The 17,191-nt window shown below is 67.8% G+C and carries 11 protein-coding genes; 3 read left to right on the forward strand and 8 right to left on the reverse strand.

Annotated features, from left to right (window positions below; translation table 11 throughout):
- The first annotated feature begins 1 nt into the window (after position 1).
- From trpA to L0976_RS12870, 3 genes are read left to right on the forward strand one after another with little or no spacing between them, the layout of a single operon-like run.
- A complete protein-coding gene (trpA, locus tag L0976_RS12860) occupies positions 2-841 on the forward strand; it encodes a tryptophan synthase subunit alpha (protein ID WP_234187687.1) in 840 nt (279 codons plus the stop codon).
- Positions 842-879: 38 nt separating this feature from the next.
- The gene (gene accD, locus L0976_RS12865) at positions 880-1,785 is read left to right on the forward strand and encodes an acetyl-CoA carboxylase, carboxyltransferase subunit beta (protein WP_203316969.1); all 906 of its coding nucleotides are present in this window, start codon (positions 880-882) and stop codon (positions 1,783-1,785) included.
- A 1-nt stretch (position 1,786) separates the two neighbouring features.
- Entirely contained in the window at positions 1,787-3,130 is a 1,344-nt protein-coding gene (locus L0976_RS12870) for a folylpolyglutamate synthase/dihydrofolate synthase family protein (RefSeq protein ID WP_234187688.1), read from the forward strand.
- Positions 3,131-3,208: 78 nt separating this feature from the next.
- Here the strand turns inward: L0976_RS12870 and trxA are convergent, their stop codons facing one another.
- The 8 genes from trxA to L0976_RS12910 all read right to left on the reverse strand — a co-directional run bounded on the left by trxA (position 3,209) and on the right by L0976_RS12910 (position 17,183).
- On the reverse strand, positions 3,209-3,529 hold the full coding sequence (gene trxA, locus L0976_RS12875; protein ID WP_203316971.1) for a thioredoxin: 321 nt from the start codon (positions 3,527-3,529) through the stop codon (positions 3,209-3,211).
- A 96-nt stretch (positions 3,530-3,625) separates the two neighbouring features.
- A complete protein-coding gene (addA, locus tag L0976_RS12880) occupies positions 3,626-7,183 on the reverse strand; it encodes a double-strand break repair helicase AddA (protein WP_234187690.1) in 3,558 nt (1,185 codons plus the stop codon).
- Positions 7,176-10,352: a double-strand break repair protein AddB gene (gene addB, locus L0976_RS12885; protein ID WP_234187692.1), complete on the reverse strand. Its 3,177-nt coding sequence runs from the start codon at positions 10,350-10,352 to the stop codon at positions 7,176-7,178. Before addB ends, addA begins: the two co-directional genes overlap by 8 nt.
- The gene (locus L0976_RS12890) at positions 10,349-11,083 is read right to left on the reverse strand and encodes a nucleotidyltransferase family protein (RefSeq protein ID WP_234187694.1); all 735 of its coding nucleotides are present in this window, start codon (positions 11,081-11,083) and stop codon (positions 10,349-10,351) included. The genes addB and L0976_RS12890 overlap by 4 nt, the downstream gene beginning before the upstream one ends.
- A gap of 13 nt (positions 11,084-11,096) precedes the next feature.
- Complete coding sequence (gene tsaE, locus L0976_RS12895; protein WP_234187695.1) at positions 11,097-12,593, reverse strand: tRNA (adenosine(37)-N6)-threonylcarbamoyltransferase complex ATPase subunit type 1 TsaE; 1,497 nt, start codon at positions 12,591-12,593, stop codon at positions 11,097-11,099.
- Positions 12,594-12,597: 4 nt separating this feature from the next.
- Complete coding sequence (locus L0976_RS12900) at positions 12,598-15,051, reverse strand: PAS domain-containing sensor histidine kinase (RefSeq protein ID WP_234187697.1); 2,454 nt, start codon at positions 15,049-15,051, stop codon at positions 12,598-12,600.
- A gap of 293 nt (positions 15,052-15,344) precedes the next feature.
- Entirely contained in the window at positions 15,345-16,745 is a 1,401-nt protein-coding gene (gene ahcY / locus L0976_RS12905; protein WP_234187699.1) for an adenosylhomocysteinase, read from the reverse strand.
- A 165-nt stretch (positions 16,746-16,910) separates the two neighbouring features.
- On the reverse strand, positions 16,911-17,183 hold the full coding sequence (locus L0976_RS12910; RefSeq protein WP_203316978.1) for an HPr family phosphocarrier protein: 273 nt from the start codon (positions 17,181-17,183) through the stop codon (positions 16,911-16,913).
- Positions 17,184-17,191: the final 8 nt, after the last annotated feature.

A 17,191-nucleotide genomic window follows, 5' to 3' on the forward strand; every position in this document is an offset into this window, starting at 1 on the left:
GATGACCGCACGCATGGACAAACGTTTCGCGGATCTCGCGGCAGAAGGCCGCCCGGCCCTCGTCACCTATTTCATGGGCGGCGATCCGGATTATGCCAGTTCGCTGGAGATCATGAAGGCGCTGCCGAAGGCCGGCTCCGACGTCATCGAGCTAGGCATGCCCTTCTCCGACCCGATGGCCGACGGCCCGGCGATCCAGCTCGCCGGCCAGCGCGCGCTGAAGGCCGGCCAGACGCTCGCCAAGACGCTCCAGATGGCCCGCGACTTCCGCAAGGAGGACGACGCGACCCCGATCGTGCTGATGGGCTACTACAACCCGATCTATGTCTACGGCGTCGAGCGCTTCCTCGACGATGCGCTGGAAGCCGGCATCGACGGCCTCATCGTCGTCGACCTGCCGCCGGAAATGGATGACGAGCTCTGCATCCCGGCGCTCGCCAAGGGCATCAACTTCATCCGTCTCGCGACGCCGACCACGGACGAGAAGCGCCTGCCGGCCGTCCTCAGGAACACCTCGGGCTTCGTCTACTACGTCTCGATGAACGGCATCACCGGCTCGGCCCTGCCCGATCCCTCGCTCATCGGCGGCGCTGTCGGCCGCATCAAGGCGCATACGAAGCTGCCGGTCTGCGTCGGCTTCGGCGTCAAGACGGCCGAGCACGCCCGCGCCATCGGCGCCTCGGCGGACGGCGTCGTCGTCGGCACCGCCATCGTCAACCAGATCGCCTCCAGCCTCACGGCGGAAGGCACGGCCAGCGCCGCCACCGTTGCCGGTGTCGAGACGCTGGTCATGAGCCTCGCATCGGGCGTGCGTGCATCGCGCCTTGCGGCGGCGGAGTAAAGTTCCCACATGGGAACCATTGTAACGGGAGTTAGACCGTGAACTGGATCACGAATTACGTTCGGCCGAAGATCAACTCGATGCTTGGCCGCCCTGACCGGGACGTACCGGAAAATCTCTGGATCAAGTGCCCGGAAACCGGCGAGATGGTGTTCCACCGCGATCTCGAGGAGAACAAGTGGGTCATCCCGGCTTCGGGCTACCACATGAAGATGCCGGCCAAGGCCCGCCTCAAGGATCTCTTCGACGAAGGCGTCTACGAGTCCCTGCAGCAGCCGAAGGTGGCGCAGGACCCGCTGAAGTTCCGCGATTCGAAGAAATACACCGATCGCTTGAAGGACAGCCGCGCCAAGACCGAGCTGGAGGACACGATCCTCGCCGGCGTCGGCAAGGTGCGCGGCGTCAAGCTCGTCGCCGTCGTGCACGAATTCGCCTTCATGGGCGGCTCGCTCGGCATTGCCGCCGGCGAGGCGATCATCAAGGCCTTCGAACGCGCCATCGCGGAAAAGTGCCCGCTCGTCATGTTCCCCGCCTCCGGCGGCGCGCGCATGCAGGAAGGCATCCTCTCGCTGATGCAGCTTCCCCGCACTACGGTCGCCGTGGAGATGCTGAAGGAAGCGGGCCTGCCCTATATCGTCGTGCTCACCAACCCGACGACCGGCGGCGTGACGGCCTCCTACGCCATGCTGGGCGATATCCATCTTGCCGAACCCGGCGCGGAAATCTGCTTCGCCGGCAAGCGCGTCATCGAGCAGACCATCCGCGAGAAGCTGCCCGAGGGCTTCCAGACCTCGGAATACCTTCTGGAGCACGGCATGGTCGACATGGTCGTCAAGCGCCATGACATTCCCGATACGCTGGCCCGCCTTCTGAAGATCCTGATGAAGAAGCCGGCGGCATCGGCGGCGGCCACGAACGGCGCTCTCGCCATCGCGGCCCAGTGACATGACCGGCGTGATGGCCAGCGAGGCGGCGGCGGAGATCGAGAAACTTCTCGGTCTCCATCCCAAGGGGTTCGATCTGTCGCTGGACCGTATCACGCGGCTTCTCTCCGCGCTCGGCGATCCGCACCTGAAACTGCCGCCCGTCATCCATGTGGCCGGCACCAACGGCAAGGGCTCGGTCACGGCCTTCTGCCGGTCGATCCTGGAGGCCGAGGGCCTTTCCGTCCACGTCCACACCTCGCCCCATCTCGTCAACTGGCACGAGCGCTATCGCCTCGGCCTCAAGGGCGGGCGCGGCCGCTTCGTCGAGGACGCCGTCCTTGCGGATGCGGTGCGTCGCGTCGCCGAGGCCAATGGCGGCGAGAAGATCACCGTCTTCGAGATCCTGACGGCCGTCACCTTCCTGCTGTTTTCCGAGCATCCGGCCGACGTCGCGATCATCGAGGTCGGCCTCGGCGGCCGCTTCGATGCGACCAATGTCATTCAGCATCCCGCCGTCTCGGTCATCATGCCGATCTCGCTCGATCACCAGGCCTATCTTGGCGACCGCGTCGAGCTGATCGCCGCCGAGAAGGCCGGCATCATGAAGCGCGGCGCGCCCGTCGTGATCGGCTTCCAAAGCGAGGAGGCCGCGCGCGATGTGCTGATCGAAACCGCCGAGCGTCTCGGATGCCCGCATGCCGTCTACGGCCAGGATTTCATGGCGCATGAGGAATACGGCCGCCTCGTCTACCAGGACGAGTTCGGTCTTGCCGACCTGCCGCTGCCGCGCCTGCCGGGCCGCCACCAATATGCCAATGCCGCTGCCGCCATCCGCGCCGTCAAGGCGGCTGGCCTTGCGGTTTCCGACCATGCGCTGGAAATGGGCCTGGCCCGCGTCGAGTGGCCGGGCCGCCTGCAACGCCTGACGGACGGCGCGCTCCTGCGGCTTGCCCCGCGCGGCAGCGAGATCTGGGTCGACGGCGGCCATAATCCGGGCGCCGGCCAGGTGATTTCCGAGACCATGGCGAATTACGAGGAGCGTGAGCCGCGCCCGCTCTTCCTCATTACCGGCATGATCAACACGAAGGACCCGGTCGGCTATTTCGAGCCGTTCCGCGGCCTGGCCGAACGCGTCTTCACCGTGCCGATCCGCGGTTCCGATGCCGGCCTCGACCCGGTGTCGCTGGCCGATGACGCCGCCCGCGCGGGCCTCTATGCCGCCCCGCTTGCGACGGTCGGCGAGGCACTGGTCGAGATCGGCCGCATCACCGAGGAAGACGCGGTCCCGCCGCGCATCCTCATCGGCGGTTCGCTCTACCTCGTCGGCGACGTGCTTGCCGACAACGGCACGCCGCCGACCTGAGCCCGCAGGCACCCTATTCTTGACAAAAAATAAGCCCGGCACGAAGGCCGGGCTTTGTCTGGTCCAATCGCGGGCCGGTCAGGCGGCGCTGGAAATCCAGGAGGACAGGGCCGTCTTCGGCGCCGCGCCGACCTTGATGTCGGCCACTTCGCCGCCCTTGAACAGGGCGAGCGTCGGGATGGAGCGCACGCCGAACTTGGCGGCAAGCTCCGGGTTCTCGTCGATGTTCAGCTTGGCGACCTTCACCTTGCCGGCGAGTTCGGAGGAAATCTCTTCGAGCGCGGGTGCGATCATCTTGCACGGGCCGCACCATTCGGCCCAGAAATCGACGACGACCGGCTCTGCGGAATTCAGCACTTCGGCCTCGAAATTGGACTGATCGACTTTGACGGTAGCCATGAGGCTCTCCTTGAATGGTGATTGTTGTACTGGATGTGATGCGCCCGGTGCCCGGTTTCAAGGCCCGGCCGGTCGCGGATCGTTCCGTCCGGTATCTCACTTTGCGGCGAGTTCGGCAAGGCTCGCCTCCATGTGCCCGCAATCCAGCCAGTAGGTTCTCGCCGTTTCCGTATAGATCAGCCCGCAGCGGATCTCCCGTCCGGGATAGAGCGGAGAAAGGATCGCGCGGTAGATCGCAAGCTGCGCGCGGTGCTCGAACGGAATCTCGCCGGCCGAGCCGGGCGGCACGCGGTTCGTCTTGAAATCGACGATCTCCACCACGCCGTCGGTCACCGCCATGCGGTCGATGCGCCCCGAGACGGCATAGTTCCGGCTGCCGAGCGTAAGCGTCCCCATGATCGACACCTCCGCCCGCGCCGCAGGCGAAAAGATCGCCGCAAGGCTCTCGTCGCCGATGACGGCGAGCGCCGCGGCAATGAGCGAGGCCCGCGCGCTCTCCGGCCAGTGCGCCGCTGCCCGTTCCAGATACCGCCGCGCCGCCGCCGGCCGCTCCGCCGGCTCGAAGGCGGGCAGGACCTGCAGGAAGCGGTGCAGGATGCGCCCCCGCTCCAGCGCGAGCCCGGCGCCCGGCACCCCGCCCTTCCGCCCGAAAAGCGCGGAGGGCACCAGAAGGTCCGCCTTGTCCGTCTCGATCACCGCCGCCACACCCGAGGGGCTGAGCGGCCGCGGCAGGGATTTCTGCGGCGGCAGGGCGCGGCCCAGCGCCTCCGGCAGCACCGTCTCCGGCTTTTCCGCGGCTGTTGCCGCAATGACCTCGCCGACCGTCGCCGCGCCCGCCTCGCGCCAGGCAAGGCCCTGCCAGCTTTCGCTCCGGGTCGAGAAGGTCGCCTCCACGCAGCGCTCGCCGTCGGCCGAGAGCGCGGCCGCGATCATCGGGTGCCAGGTGTCCCTGTTCTCCTGCCGGCCGCGATAGCCGCAGACGACGAGCCGGTCGGCCGCGCGGGTCATCGCCACGTAGAGCAGCCGGCGATACTCCTCCTCGGCGCTGCCCTTGACGCGCTCCGCCTCCGCTTTCGTCAGGTCGTTGCCGAGCTCCGCCAGGGGCAGCCAGATCGGCAGGCCGCCGGCAAGGCGTTCGGCCGGCAGGAAGCGCAGTTTCGGCATGTGGTTGGCGTTGAACGGTTTCGAGCCGCCGTCGACGAGGAAGACGACCGGCGCCTCCAGCCCCTTGGCCGCGTGCACGGTCATGATGCGGATCTCGCCGCGCGCCTTGTCCTGCTCGCGCTTGACGGTCGGCGCCTCCAGTTCCAGCGTCGAGACGAAGGCCTGCAGGCCCGGCAGGCCGTTTTCCTCCTGCTCCAGCGCGAAGGTCAGGAATTCGTCGATGATTTCCCCGGCCTCCGTCCCGAGCCGCGCAAGGAAGGCGCGTCGCGCGCCGCCCGCACCGAGGATGCGCGCATAGAAATCGTACACCGACTGGCCGCGGGCATCACGAATGCTGCCCTCAAGCCGGCGAACGACCGCCGCAAGCGTTTCATCCGTCTCCGCGACCGCGCGCAGCCGCGTCCAGAGGCTCTGCTTTTCGCCGCGCCGCGCCGTAAGCTCGAAGAGTGCTTCCTCGCCGAGGCCGAACAGCGGGCTCTTCAAAAGCGCGGCCAGCGAAAGATCGTCCTCCGGCAGCACGGCGAAGCGGCCGAGCGCCATCAGGTCCTGCACGGCGATGTGCTTCGTGAGCACCAGCCGGTCCGCCCCGGCGACGGGCAGGTTGTGCCGCTGCTTCAGCGTGCGGGTCAGCGCATTGACGAAGGCGTCGCGCTTGCGCACCAGCACGATCACGTCGCCGGCCTCCATCGGCCGCGCCTTGCCCTTCTCCGTTACCGTCTCGCTGCCGATCCAGGCGGCGAGCGTGTCGGCGATCCGCCGGGCGAGCACATTGATCGGCGCTTCCTCGGCGACGGCGTCGAAGGGCGCCGTCCAGTCTTCCTCGTCGAGCCCCGGCGGCGCGGCGATCACCTCCCAGATGTCGACCGCCCCCGGCTCGCGCCCGCGATTGGAGGCATGGACGATCTCGCCGCCGTCGGGCGTCAGCCCGCGCGCATTGGCGGGATCGAGGAATACCCGGTCGACCGCCGAAAGCACGTCCCGCGTCGAGCGGAAGGAGAGCAGCAGCCGGATCGGGCTGAACATCACCTCCGCCGCCTGCGTGCGGCGGGAAACCGCGCGCCCCTCCTCGGCGAACCGTTCCGGCCGCGCGCCCTGGAAGGAATAGATCGACTGCTTCTCGTCGCCCACCGCGAAGATCGTGCGCCCGGCGATGCGCGCCGTTTCGCCGGCGAAGAAATCGTCCGTCAGCGCCTTGACGATCTGCCATTGCCGCGGGCTGGTATCCTGCGCCTCGTCGACGAGAATATGGTCGATGCCCTGGTCCAGCTTGTAATGCACCCAGGCGCTCACCCGCTCGCGCGTCAGAAGCGCCGCTGTGCGGTCGATCAGGTCGTCGAAGTCGAGCAGGCTGCGGGTGCGCTTCAGGTCCTCGTAGTCGCCGATCAGCCGCTCGGCGATGACGAGCGCCGCAAGCGTCGCCTCGTACATGCGCAGCCGTCGCAGCCGGTCGTCGCAGGCGACCACATGGGCCTGCGCGGCCGTCAGCGCGGCTTCGAGATGGGGCGCGCTGTCCTTTACCTTCTTTGAGAAGAACGAGCGCTCCAGACTGCGCGGCGTGCCGGTGCCGGTGAAGAAGAGATCGTGCAGCGCCGCCCGCCGCGCCCCGGCGTCCGTCAGCCGCGCAATCCCGCGCAACCCTGCGGCAGTGGCCTTCACCGTGTCGCTGCCAAGGCTTTCCGCCGCGGCGAGATAGCTCTCCAGCATCGCGCCCTGCAGGCCGTCGAGCGGCCAGAAGGCGGCAAGAACGTCCTCGATCGTTTCACCCGGCGCCAGCCCGATTTCCCGGCGAAGCACCGCCTCCGTACCGCCGGCCTTCTCGGCGGCTTCCAGAAACTCGCGGATCGGCCCGCGGCTGGCGACGATGTCGGAGATCAGCTTTTCCAGACCCGTATCGTCGGCAATGTCGAGCACGGTGGCGAAGGCGGCGGCGAGCGCCCGGTCGTCCTCGCTCGCCGTCGCGGTCAGGAGGGTCCGTCGCGCATCCGCCAGCAGCACGGCCGCCGCCCGGTCGTCGAGCACGGAGAAATGTCCGGCGACATTGGCTTCCAGCGGAAACTGGTGCAGCAGCGCCTCGCAGAAGGCGTGGATGGTCTGGATCTTCAGCCCGCCCGGCGTTTCGAGCGCGCGGGCGAAGAGCCGCCGCGCCTCGGCAAGCTTGAGGACGTCGGGCCGCTCGCCCTCGATGGCCGCCACCCGGTCGGAAAGCGCCTCGTCGGACAGCGTCGCCCACTCGGCCAGCCGCTCGAAGACGCGGTTCGACATTTCCGAGGCCGCGGCCTTGGTATAGGTAAGGCAGAGGATCGCCGAGGGCCGGCAGCCGGAAAGCAGCAGGCGGATGACGCGCTGCGTCAGCACATGGGTCTTTCCCGAGCCGGCATTGGCCGAAACCCAGGCCGAGCGGCGCGGATCGGAGGCCGTCGCCTGCTTCCGCGAGGTCCAGTCCAGCCAGGCGGCCGGGTCGGCGGAAGCAGGCCGGTCTTCCTCAAGCATCCTCGCTCTCCCCGCTGTTTTCGGCGGACGACCATTCGGCGACGCGTGCCAGATGGTCGTATTCCCCGCCATAATCCCGCTCCTGCTCGGGGATCAGCCGCGAGGCGAAGCCGTAGCGCCCGGCGATCAGCCCCGTCAGCAGCTTCTCCAGCTCCGTCAGCGCTTCCTCGGCAAGGTCGGCTGCCGATTTCGGCGTCGCATTGGCGGATTTCGAATGCTCGTTGTTGACCTGCTCCTCCTTGAACCGTTCGCCGGGCTTGAGGCGGACATAAAGAAGGTTCGCCGGCTCGCGGATACCGGGGCCACGAAACGCCCCGCGCTTGATCGCCGCCGCCTCCAGCGCGAGCTGCGGGTCGAGCAGCGCGCGCGCCACCCTCAGGGAAGGCGTGCTGCCGGTCTTGTAGTCGACAATGTCGGCGCTGCCGTCCGGCAGGATGTCGATCCGGTCGGCGATGCCGGTGAGCCGCACGCTGCTCAGCGCAAGGTCGAGCGAGGCCGGCACCTCGGTGAGGCTTTCCCGTACCCCGGCCGCCCGCTTCAGGTGCCAGTCGACGAAGGCGCGGGCGACGGCGGTAAAGCGCGGCCGCCACACGGCGTCGATATGCGGCGGCAGGGCGACCGCATCGAATTCCTCCTTGAGAATCCGGCTCATCAGTGAAAACGGCTCGCCGGTCGCCTCCTCCCGCACGAAGCGGTCGACGATGCGGTGATAGAGCGAGCCTCGCTCGGCCGGGCCGGGATCGAGATTGAACGGCGCGATGGGATCGAGCCGGAGGATATGCTGGGCATAGATCGCGTAGGGGTCGCGCCGCAGCCGGCCGATCTGGCTGAAGGAATATTTCTTCGGCTGCACGTCCGCCGGCGGCCTGGGCGCCGGACGCGGCGCAGTCGGCACCGGCGCGCTCCTGTCCACCGCATTCGCCCAGTCGATGAAATGTCTGCCGCGTGCGCGAAGGTCGCTCGTCAATGCAGGCCCGCCGACGGCGAGCAGCCGTTGCAGCCAGCGCGAGGCGACGGTGGGGGCGGTGCCGTTGCGCAGCGCCCGCGTCAGGATGAGCTTCGGCGCGCCGGCGGCCATCTGCAGGTCGTGGCCGAGCTGGCCGATGCGGCGCTCGGGCGGTTCCAGCCCGATTTCCACCTTCATCATGCGGGAGAAGAAGGCGTCGTTCGCCGCCTGCCCCGGCCAGGTGCCCTCGTTGAGTCCGCCGATCACCACCGTGTCGACGCTTTGCAGGCGCGATTCGAGCGCGCCGAAGATGAAGACGCGCGGATGGCGCATGGAGCGCGGCTTGACGCTCTCGTTCGCCGCCAGCGCCTCGATGATGTCGCACCATTGCGGCCCGTCGGCCTCGATCTGCCCGTCCGTCTCGATGACGCTTTTCAGGAGGGTCGCAAGGCTGTCGCCGGCCTCGCCCGACCAGAGCGCCGCAAGGTCGCCCCGCTCGTCCGCCACCACCGCCTCCAGCGCGCGCCCGGTCCGTTCCGCCCAGTCGGAGAGCGGCAGCTTCGAGGAGAAGCGCCGCCCCGTCCGGCTCTGCTGCACGAGGAGGCCGGCCAGCGGCTCGACCGCGGCAGCCACCCGGCGGGAAAGGTCATGGGCGAGCGGAACGGCGTCCTCGGGCAGCGCCGTGCGCCAGGACGGCGGATGCCGGTCGCCGGCCTGCTGCGCGACGGCGGCCGCAAGGAGCGGTTCCAGTGCGGAGATGTCGATCTCCGCCGTGCCGCCGCGCAGCGCCGTCAGCTCCAGCGCGGTCACCGCCGCGCGTATACCGTCCTCGGCAAGGCCGAAGCGGGCGAGGGGATGCTTCAGCAGGGCGACCAGCGGCACCGGGTCGCCGGGCCGGAGCGTCGCCTCGGCAAGAAGGCGCAGCAGCGTGCCCTGCGGCGTGGAGAGCAGCGGCGTGCCGGCCGAATCGTCCGCCTCGATGCCGAAGCGGGCCAATTCTGCCGCGACGCGCCGGCCGAGCTTGCGGTCCGGCGTGATCAGCGCCGCCTGCGCCTCCTCGCCGTCTTCCAGTGCAAGGCGCAGCGCGATGGCGATGGCCAGCGCTTCCTCCCGCTCGTTCGCCGCCTCGACCAGCGAGACGTCGCGGAACGCCGCCGCCATCGCCACCGGATCGAGCGCGCGGCGGATTTCGCCCCAGCCGGCCGTCGCCTGCGTCGGCAGGAAGGCACTGGAGAAGATCCTCCCCCGGTATTCCAATGCCTCGGGCGGCACGCCGAGCGTTTCGACATCGGCGCGGGTGCAGCCCATCCGGGTGAGCAGCCGGTGGAGACCATATTGGGGATGGCTGCGGGAGGCCGCGTCCGGCTTCTGCGCCCCGTCCTGATGGCCGACCAGCAGCCATTCGGCATCCGACATGAAGCGGTCGAGCCCCGGCAGGATGACCACGCCGTTCGGCAGCTCCGCCACGGCGGCGATCAACCCGGCCGTCGCCGGAATGGAGCCCGTCGAGCCGGCGATGATGACCGGGCCGCTCGGGGGCGAATGACGATAACGCTCCGTCTCGGCATGCAGCGTCGCATTGCGTCGCAGCGATGGGGAGGAGCGGTTCAGCTCCGCCAGCCGTGCCGGCCAGAAGTCGCTGGCGATCTTCAGGAATTCCGCGGTGAGCTGCCACCAGAGCGCATGGTTGGAGGTATCGAGGTTCTCCAGCGCCGACCAGTCGAGCTCCTCGGTCTCCATCGCGTCGACGATCTCGGCGAGGTTGCGGGCAAGCCACACGGCATCCGCCGGGCTTGCGGGCGCGACGAGCGGGCTGTCGGCATGGACGGAGGTGACGGCCGCCGGCAGCCGGTTGCGCCAGGCAAGGACGAGGCGGGCAAGTTCCAGAAGCCGCGTCGGGCCGGAAAGCGGTTCGGCCATGTCGAGGAGGGCGGGGGCCATCTCGTCGAAGAAGCCGCTGTCGTCGTCCGTCTCGCCGAGAGCGCGGATGGTGGGCAGGATGGCCGAGCGCCCGCCGAAGAGATCGACGAATTCCGAGCGGATGACGCGCGCCGAACGCCGCGTCGGCACATAGATGGTGACGTCGGCAAGCGCCAGCGGATCGGCGGGATCGTAGGTGAAGCCGGGAACCAGCCGCCCGTCGACCAGGCTTTCCGCGACCGTTTTCAGGAAGGGCAGGCTCGCCGGGATCGAATGGATGCGGCCGCCCCGGGCGCCCGTCATGCCGCCGCCTCCCGAAAGGCGCCGATCACCGCCTCCGCCGCGCCTATGGCCTCCGGCGTGCCGACGGTGATCCAGTGTCCTTCCAGCATGATGCCGAAAAGCCGGCCCTTCCCGATGGCGCGGTCGAAATAGATGTTGAGGTTGAAGGCATCGTCCGGCGCATCGTCGAGCAGGCCGGGCATCAGGGCGAGCGCCCCGGCATAGACGACGGGCGTGCCGCTGCCGTCCCGGTAGCGGGAGAGGCGGCCTTCCGCATCGAGCGAGAAATCCTTCTTGCCGTCATGCCCGGTCGTATCCTCCAGCTTCACGCAGAGCATGAGCATGTCCATCGCCTCGGGGTCGAAACCGTCCGCAAGCCGCTGGAGATTGGTCTTCTGGCCGGGCTTCTCGCCGATCCAGAAGAGGTCGGCGTTCATGACCAGCACAGGTTCGCGCCCGAGCAGCTTCAGCCCCCTGGCGAGCCCCCCGCCGGAATTCATCAGCCGGTCCGTCTCGTCGGAAAGGACGATCTGCGGCGCCGCGCGGCCCGCAAGATGCGCTCTCATCTGGTCGGCGAAGTGATGCACGTTGACGACGGCGCGCTTCACGCCCGCTTCGGCCAGCGCATCCAGCCCGTAGTCGATCATCGGCTTGCCGGCGATCGGCACCAGGGGCTTGGGCATGGTGTCGGTGACGGGGCGCAGGCGCGTTCCAAGGCCGGCGGCCAGCACCATGGCGTCTTCGATCTTCATCGGGGCACTCGCGCTATGATTCGGTCGCGAGGATTCCAGCCTTTTCGCACCAGACGCGCAAGGGGGCGAGGTCGGGATGGGAAAGCGCGCGCGTCAGGTAGCGGAAGGTGCGCGGCATGTGGCGCATATAGGCGGGCTTGCCGTCGCGCTGCATCAGCCGCACCCAGATGCCGGCGAGCTTGCAGTTGCGCTGCGCCGCCATGACGTGCCAGTCGCGGATGAAACGCTCCCGGTCGAAACCGCCCTGGCTTTCCCGCAGGGAGAGATAATGGCCGAGCACCGCGTCCGAAAGCGCGGCCGGCATGTCGACGCGGGCGTCCTGCACCAGCGAGGCGACGTCGTAGGCCGAGGGGCCGATCATGGCGTCCTGGAAGTCGATGATGCCGACCCGGTCGATGCCATGGGCCCCGGGCCGCCAGATGATGTTCGGCGAATGGAAGTCGCGCAGCAGGAGATTGTGCTCGGCGGCCGGGAGGCTGGCGATCAGCCCGTCCCAGATGGCGATGTAGTCCTGCCGTTCCTCCTCGCTCGCCGGCGTGCCGCGTTTCCACGGCAGATACCAGTCGGTGAGCAGGCTCACCTCGATCTGCATGGCGTCGCGGTCGAAATCCGGCACGGTGTGGACGATGCCGTCAGCCACCGGCAGATCGCGCGCGAAAGGCTGGCCGTGCATATGCGCAAGACAGGCCGCGCTCTCCAGATAGCGCTCCGCGATCGGCGCGCCCTCCGCGTCGAGAACGCCTTCGCTGCCGAGATACTCGATCAGCAGGATGCCCTGCTCGATGTCGGTCGCGTGGATGGCGGGCGCGCGAAGGCCGCGCGAAACGAGGTGCCGGCCGACCGCGATGAACGGCTTCACGTCCTCGGCGATATGGGCGATCTGCTGGTAATATTTGCCATGGGCGAGGATCGGGCCGGGCATATGGCGCGGCGCGTCCATCAGCACGTAGCGCGCGGCGCCGGACGTGACATGCTCGTAGGCGCGCACGGAGGCGTCGCCCGTCAGGTGCCGGCGTATCGCATTCCGGTAGCCGGCCTGGTCGAGGAAGGCGCGGATGGCAAGGGAGCGCCGGATGCGGGCAAGCGCCGGCTCCGGCCCGACGATCGCAACGCGCCGGCCGTCGCCCTCATGCGTGAAGGTCAGCGCGATGCCGCCCGCGGGCAGGACGCCTTCGCCCTTCTGCGGCCATTCGACGAGGCAGATCCCCTCGGACAACGCCTCGTCGAAGCCGAGCTCGTCGATCTCGGCGGCGTCCGCGATGCGGTAGAGGTCGAAATGGGCGACGGGGATGCGGAGCGCGTAGCTCTGGACGAGCGTGAAGGTCGGGCTCGGCACCTCCAGGAAGGCATCGTCGGCAATGGCGCGGATCACCGCGCGCGAGAAGGTCGATTTGCCAGCACCGAGATCGCCGGAAAGCGCGACATAGTCGCCGCGCTTCAGGGCCATCGCCATGTCCTCGCCGAAGCGGATGGTCGCGGCTTCGTCGGCAAGGACGATGTCCAGCGCCATGCGCCTATTCCGCTGCCGCAAACGAGGTCATCGTCGCCGAGGGGATGCGCACGGTGACGTCGGTGCCCCGCCCCTCGTGGCTGTCGATGGCGACGGTGCCGTGGTGCAGGCTGACAAAGCTCTCCACGATGGACAGGCCAAGGCCCGCGCCGCCGTGGCGGCCGTGGCTCTCGAAGCGGTTGAACACGGTGGTCAGCACGTCCTGCGGTATGCCCGGTCCCCTGTCTGAGACGGTGAACACGAGGTCGCGGCCTTCCCGCCAGCACTTGAGGCCGATGGCGCTGCCCTCCGGCGCGAAGTTCGCGGCATTGCCGAGCAGCTTGATGAGGATCTGCTTGAGCCGCTGCTGGTCGGCGACGATGGTGCCGAGATTGTCGGGCGCGGTGATTTCCAGCGTCACCTGCGCGTCGTGCAGCCGGTCGGCGAACTGCATCGACACGTCGTCGATGAGGTCCGTCAGGTTGATCTCGGTATAGTCGAGCTCCATGATGCCGGCATCGACGGTCGCAAGGTCGAGGATGTCGTTGACGATGGTGAGAAGCACGGCCGAGGATGTCGCGATATGGTCGACATATTCGGCCTGCCGGTCGTTGAGTTCGCCCATGGTCGGCGTCTTCAGCAGGTCCGCGAAGCCGATGATGTTGGTGAGCGGCGAGCGCAGCTCGTAGGAGACGTGCTGCACGAAATCGTTCTTCAGCGCATCCGCCTTGCGCAGCGCCTCGTTCTTCTCGGTGAGCGCCCGGCTGACGCGCACGCTGTCGGTGATGTTGACGAAGGTCAGCATCGTCTGGGCGTTCGAGAGCGGAATGACCGCATAGTCCAGCACGAGGCCGGTGTGCAGCTCCAGCACGCCCTGGCTGGACGGCCGCTCGTCGTCGAAGCTGGTGATCATATGCGCGAAGCGCTTCCAGCCGTCCGGCCTGTCGTAGGACGGCGCGCAGGCCTGTTCGATGGCGCGGATATGCGTGCCGGATTTCGCCTCGACCTCGCTGATGCCCCAGAGCGCGCGGAAGGCCGGATTGGAAAGGCGGATGCGCCCGTCCGGGCTGAACACCGCGACGCCTTCGGCAAGGTGGTCGATCGTCTCGTCCTGCACCTGCACCAGCGTGTTGTAGCGCGCTTCGAGATCGACCTTTTCCGTCAGGTTCTCGAAGACCCAGGTGGCGCCGCCCTGCGGGCGGGCGGTCGCGAAGACGCGCAGCGTCTGGCCGTTCGGCAGGTGCCAGAGGTCGGTCTGGGTCTCGATGGCGCGGTAGACCGAAAGCGCGGTATCCTTCCACTGCTTCCAGTTGAGCTGTTCCGGCAGCTTGCCGCCGGCGCGCAGGCGGTCGAGCAGCTCGCCGTTGCCCGGCTTGCTTTCCAGGAAGGCCGTCTCGATCTCCCACATGCGCTGGAAGGCCTGGTTGTAGAACTGCAGGCGCTGGTCGCCGTCGAAGATCGCGACGGGCGTCGCCAGGTGGTCGAGCGTTTCGGCGTGGCTCTTCAGCGTGCGCGCCAGTTCCTCGCGCACGGCCTCGACGTGCGAGACGTTGACGGCGATGCCCGCCGATCCCGTGGCGCTGCGCGCATCGACGACGTCGAAGAAGCCGCGGTTGCCGTGCACGACGGTGGAGACCTTGTCGCGGAACGGCGTGTCGTAGGTGGCGGTGGCGCGGATCTTCTCGCGCGTGATGATCGGCAGCAGCTCGCGGCCTTCATGCACCGCGCTCGCCGCGTCCTTCGCCTCGACCGCCTCGGCATAGGCCTCGTTCACCCAGGCAAGCGAACCGTCGGCCGCACGCTGCCAGACGGGCAGGTCGATCTGGTCGAGCAGGCCCTGCAGCGTGGTGAGCGCCGCGACAAGCCTGTCGCGCTCCAGCTTGAGCTCCGCCGCCTCGGCGCGCAGGTTGTTGAGCGCCACGAAGCGCACGAAGGCCTGCCCGCCGGAAACGCGCCCCTGCGTTTCCAGCACCTCGTCTCGCGTCGTCTCGACGACGAGGTCGAAGCTCTGGGCCTGCGAGCGCAGCCGTTCGACGGCGCGCTCGATCTCGGCGGCGGATGTCGGCTTCAGCCAGCGGCCGAAGGCGAGGAAATCGCGGTCGGCCTGCGGGGCGCCGGTTTCCGCCGGAAGCTGGCCGAGGAATTCGGGTTTGCCCGACAGCCCGTCCCACACGACGATGCGGCGGTTCTTGTCGCCGATCAGCGCCTGGAAGCGCGAAACGTTGTGGCGGGCATCGGAAAGGTGGGCGCGCAGCTCGCGGTTCTCCGCTTCCATGCGGCCGCGCTGGCGGATCATCCAGAGGGCGGAGACCATCGCCGCCGACATCACGCCGAGCAGCATGGAAACGGTGACGATTTCGGTGGTGGCGAGATAGGGCCCCGCCGCATGCGCAGGGCCGGCGACCGAAGCCAGCGCCGAGCCGGCCGCCAGTATCGATGCGAGACGACGCCTGCCGCCCGCAAACCATTCGTTAACCATAAATCCGTTTTGCAGCGCAGGTGACCGCGCCCCGTCCCGCTCCGGCATGCCAAAAGCCTGCCCGGAACGGCCTCGTTTTTCGTCCGACATCATCCCCGGTATGTCTCCGTCCGTTTGCCGCCTGATCGACAAGACATCCCAATCCGGCGCGCAAGGTCCGCATCTCCACGCCGAATCAACGCGTTAACGATACTTGTTTCCCGAATCGTCGGGAAGGGACGGGGGCAAAAAAGAGGCGGCGCGCCTGTGTCAAGCGCGCCGCCTCTAGATGTTGTGGATAATCCGGGTAAGGATCAGTACCTGTAGTGTTCGGCCTTGAACGGACCCTGCGGCGTCACGCCGATATAGCCGGCCTGCTCCTCCGAGAGTTCCGTAAGGCGCGCGCCGAGCTTGGAAAGGTGCAGGCGGGCCACCTTCTCGTCGAGCTGCTTGGGCAGGACATAGACTTCGTTCTTGTAGGTCTCGCCCTTTGTGTAGAGCTCGATCTGGGCCAGGACCTGGTTCGAGAACGAGGCGGACATGACGAAGGACGGGTGGCCGGTCGCGTTGCCGAGGTTGAGCAGGCGGCCTTCCGAGAGCAGGATCATGCGGTTGCCCTTCGGGAACTCGATCATGTCGACCTGCGGCTTGATGTTCGTCCACTTGAAATTGCGCAGCGCAGCGACCTGGATCTCGTTGTCGAAGTGGCCGATATTGCCGACGATCGCCATGTCCTTCATCTCGCGCATGTGCTCGATGCGGATGACGTCCTTGTTGCCGGTCGTGGTGATGAAGATGTCGGCGCTGGAGACGACGTCCTCGAGCTGCACAACTTCAAAGCCGTCCATGGCGGCCTGGAGCGCGCAGATCGGGTCGATTTCCGTGACCTTGACGCGGGCGCCGGCGCCGCGCAGCGATGCCGCCGAGCCCTTGCCGACGTCGCCGTAGCCGCAGACGACGGCGACCTTGCCGGCCATCATCACGTCGGTGCCGCGGCGGATGCCGTCGACCAGCGATTCCTTGCAGCCGTACTTGTTGTCGAACTTCGACTTGGTGACGCTGTCGTTGACGTTGATCGCCGGGAAGGGCAGCAGGCCCTTCTGCTGGAGCTGGTAGAGACGGTTGACGCCGGTGGTCGTCTCTTCCGTCACGCCCTTGATGGCGTCGCGCTGCTTCGTGAACCAGCCCGGGGAGGCGGCAAGGCGCTTCCTGATCTGCGCGAAGAGGATCTCCTCTTCTTCAGAGCCGGGGTTGACCAGCACGTTCTCGCCGGCTTCGGCGCGCGCGCCGAGCAGGATGTACATGGTGGCGTCGCCGCCGTCGTCGAGGATCATGTTGGAAAGGCCGCCGTCGGCCCACTGGAAGATCTTGTCGGTATACTGCCAGTATTCCGTCAGGCTCTCGCCCTTCACGGCATAGACCGGGATGCCGGCGGCGGCGATGGCGGCGGCGGCGTGGTCCTGCGTGGAGAAGATGTTGCACGAGGCCCAGCGCACGTCCGCGCCGAGCGCGACCAGCGTCTCGATGAGCACGGCGGTCTGGATGGTCATGTGCAGCGAGCCGGTGATGCGTGCGCCCTTCAGCGGCTTGGATGCGCCGAACTCCTCGCGGCAGGCCATCAGGCCCGGCATTTCGGTCTCGGCGATCTGAATTTCCTTGCGGCCGAAATCGGCAAGCGCGATGTCGGCGACGTGGTAGTCCTGCGTGGTGGTCATGGGGTCTCCGGCCTTCTGTGCAATTCCGGCAAAGGTCTGTTGGTTTTTGCATCCGGGATTGCGGAAAACGAAAAGGGTCTATGGTGGATGGCGCTTCCTATCAGGAAACGCCCGCCGGAGCAACACGATATAAAGAAGTCTTTATATCCCTGGCCTGACCTGGGTTCACATCTCCTCGCCGAAGCGGTCGGCGATGAGGGTGTCGAGCGCGTGGAGCACCTCGCGCGCCTGGGCCCCCGTGGCGGTGACGAGCACGCTGCAGCCGGGGCTGGCGGCCAGCATCATCAGGCCCATGATCGACGTGCCGCCCACCGTCATGCCGTCCTTGGAGACGGTCACTTCCGCGTCGTAGCTGTCGACGGTCTGGACGAACTTGGCCGAGGCGCGGGCGTGCAGGCCACGCTTGTTGATGATGAGGAGCTCTTTCGAGACGGTCATGGGCGGCG

This window comes from Shinella sp. NM-101, assembly GCF_021401195.1.
Lineage (GTDB): Bacteria > Pseudomonadota > Alphaproteobacteria > Rhizobiales > Rhizobiaceae > Shinella.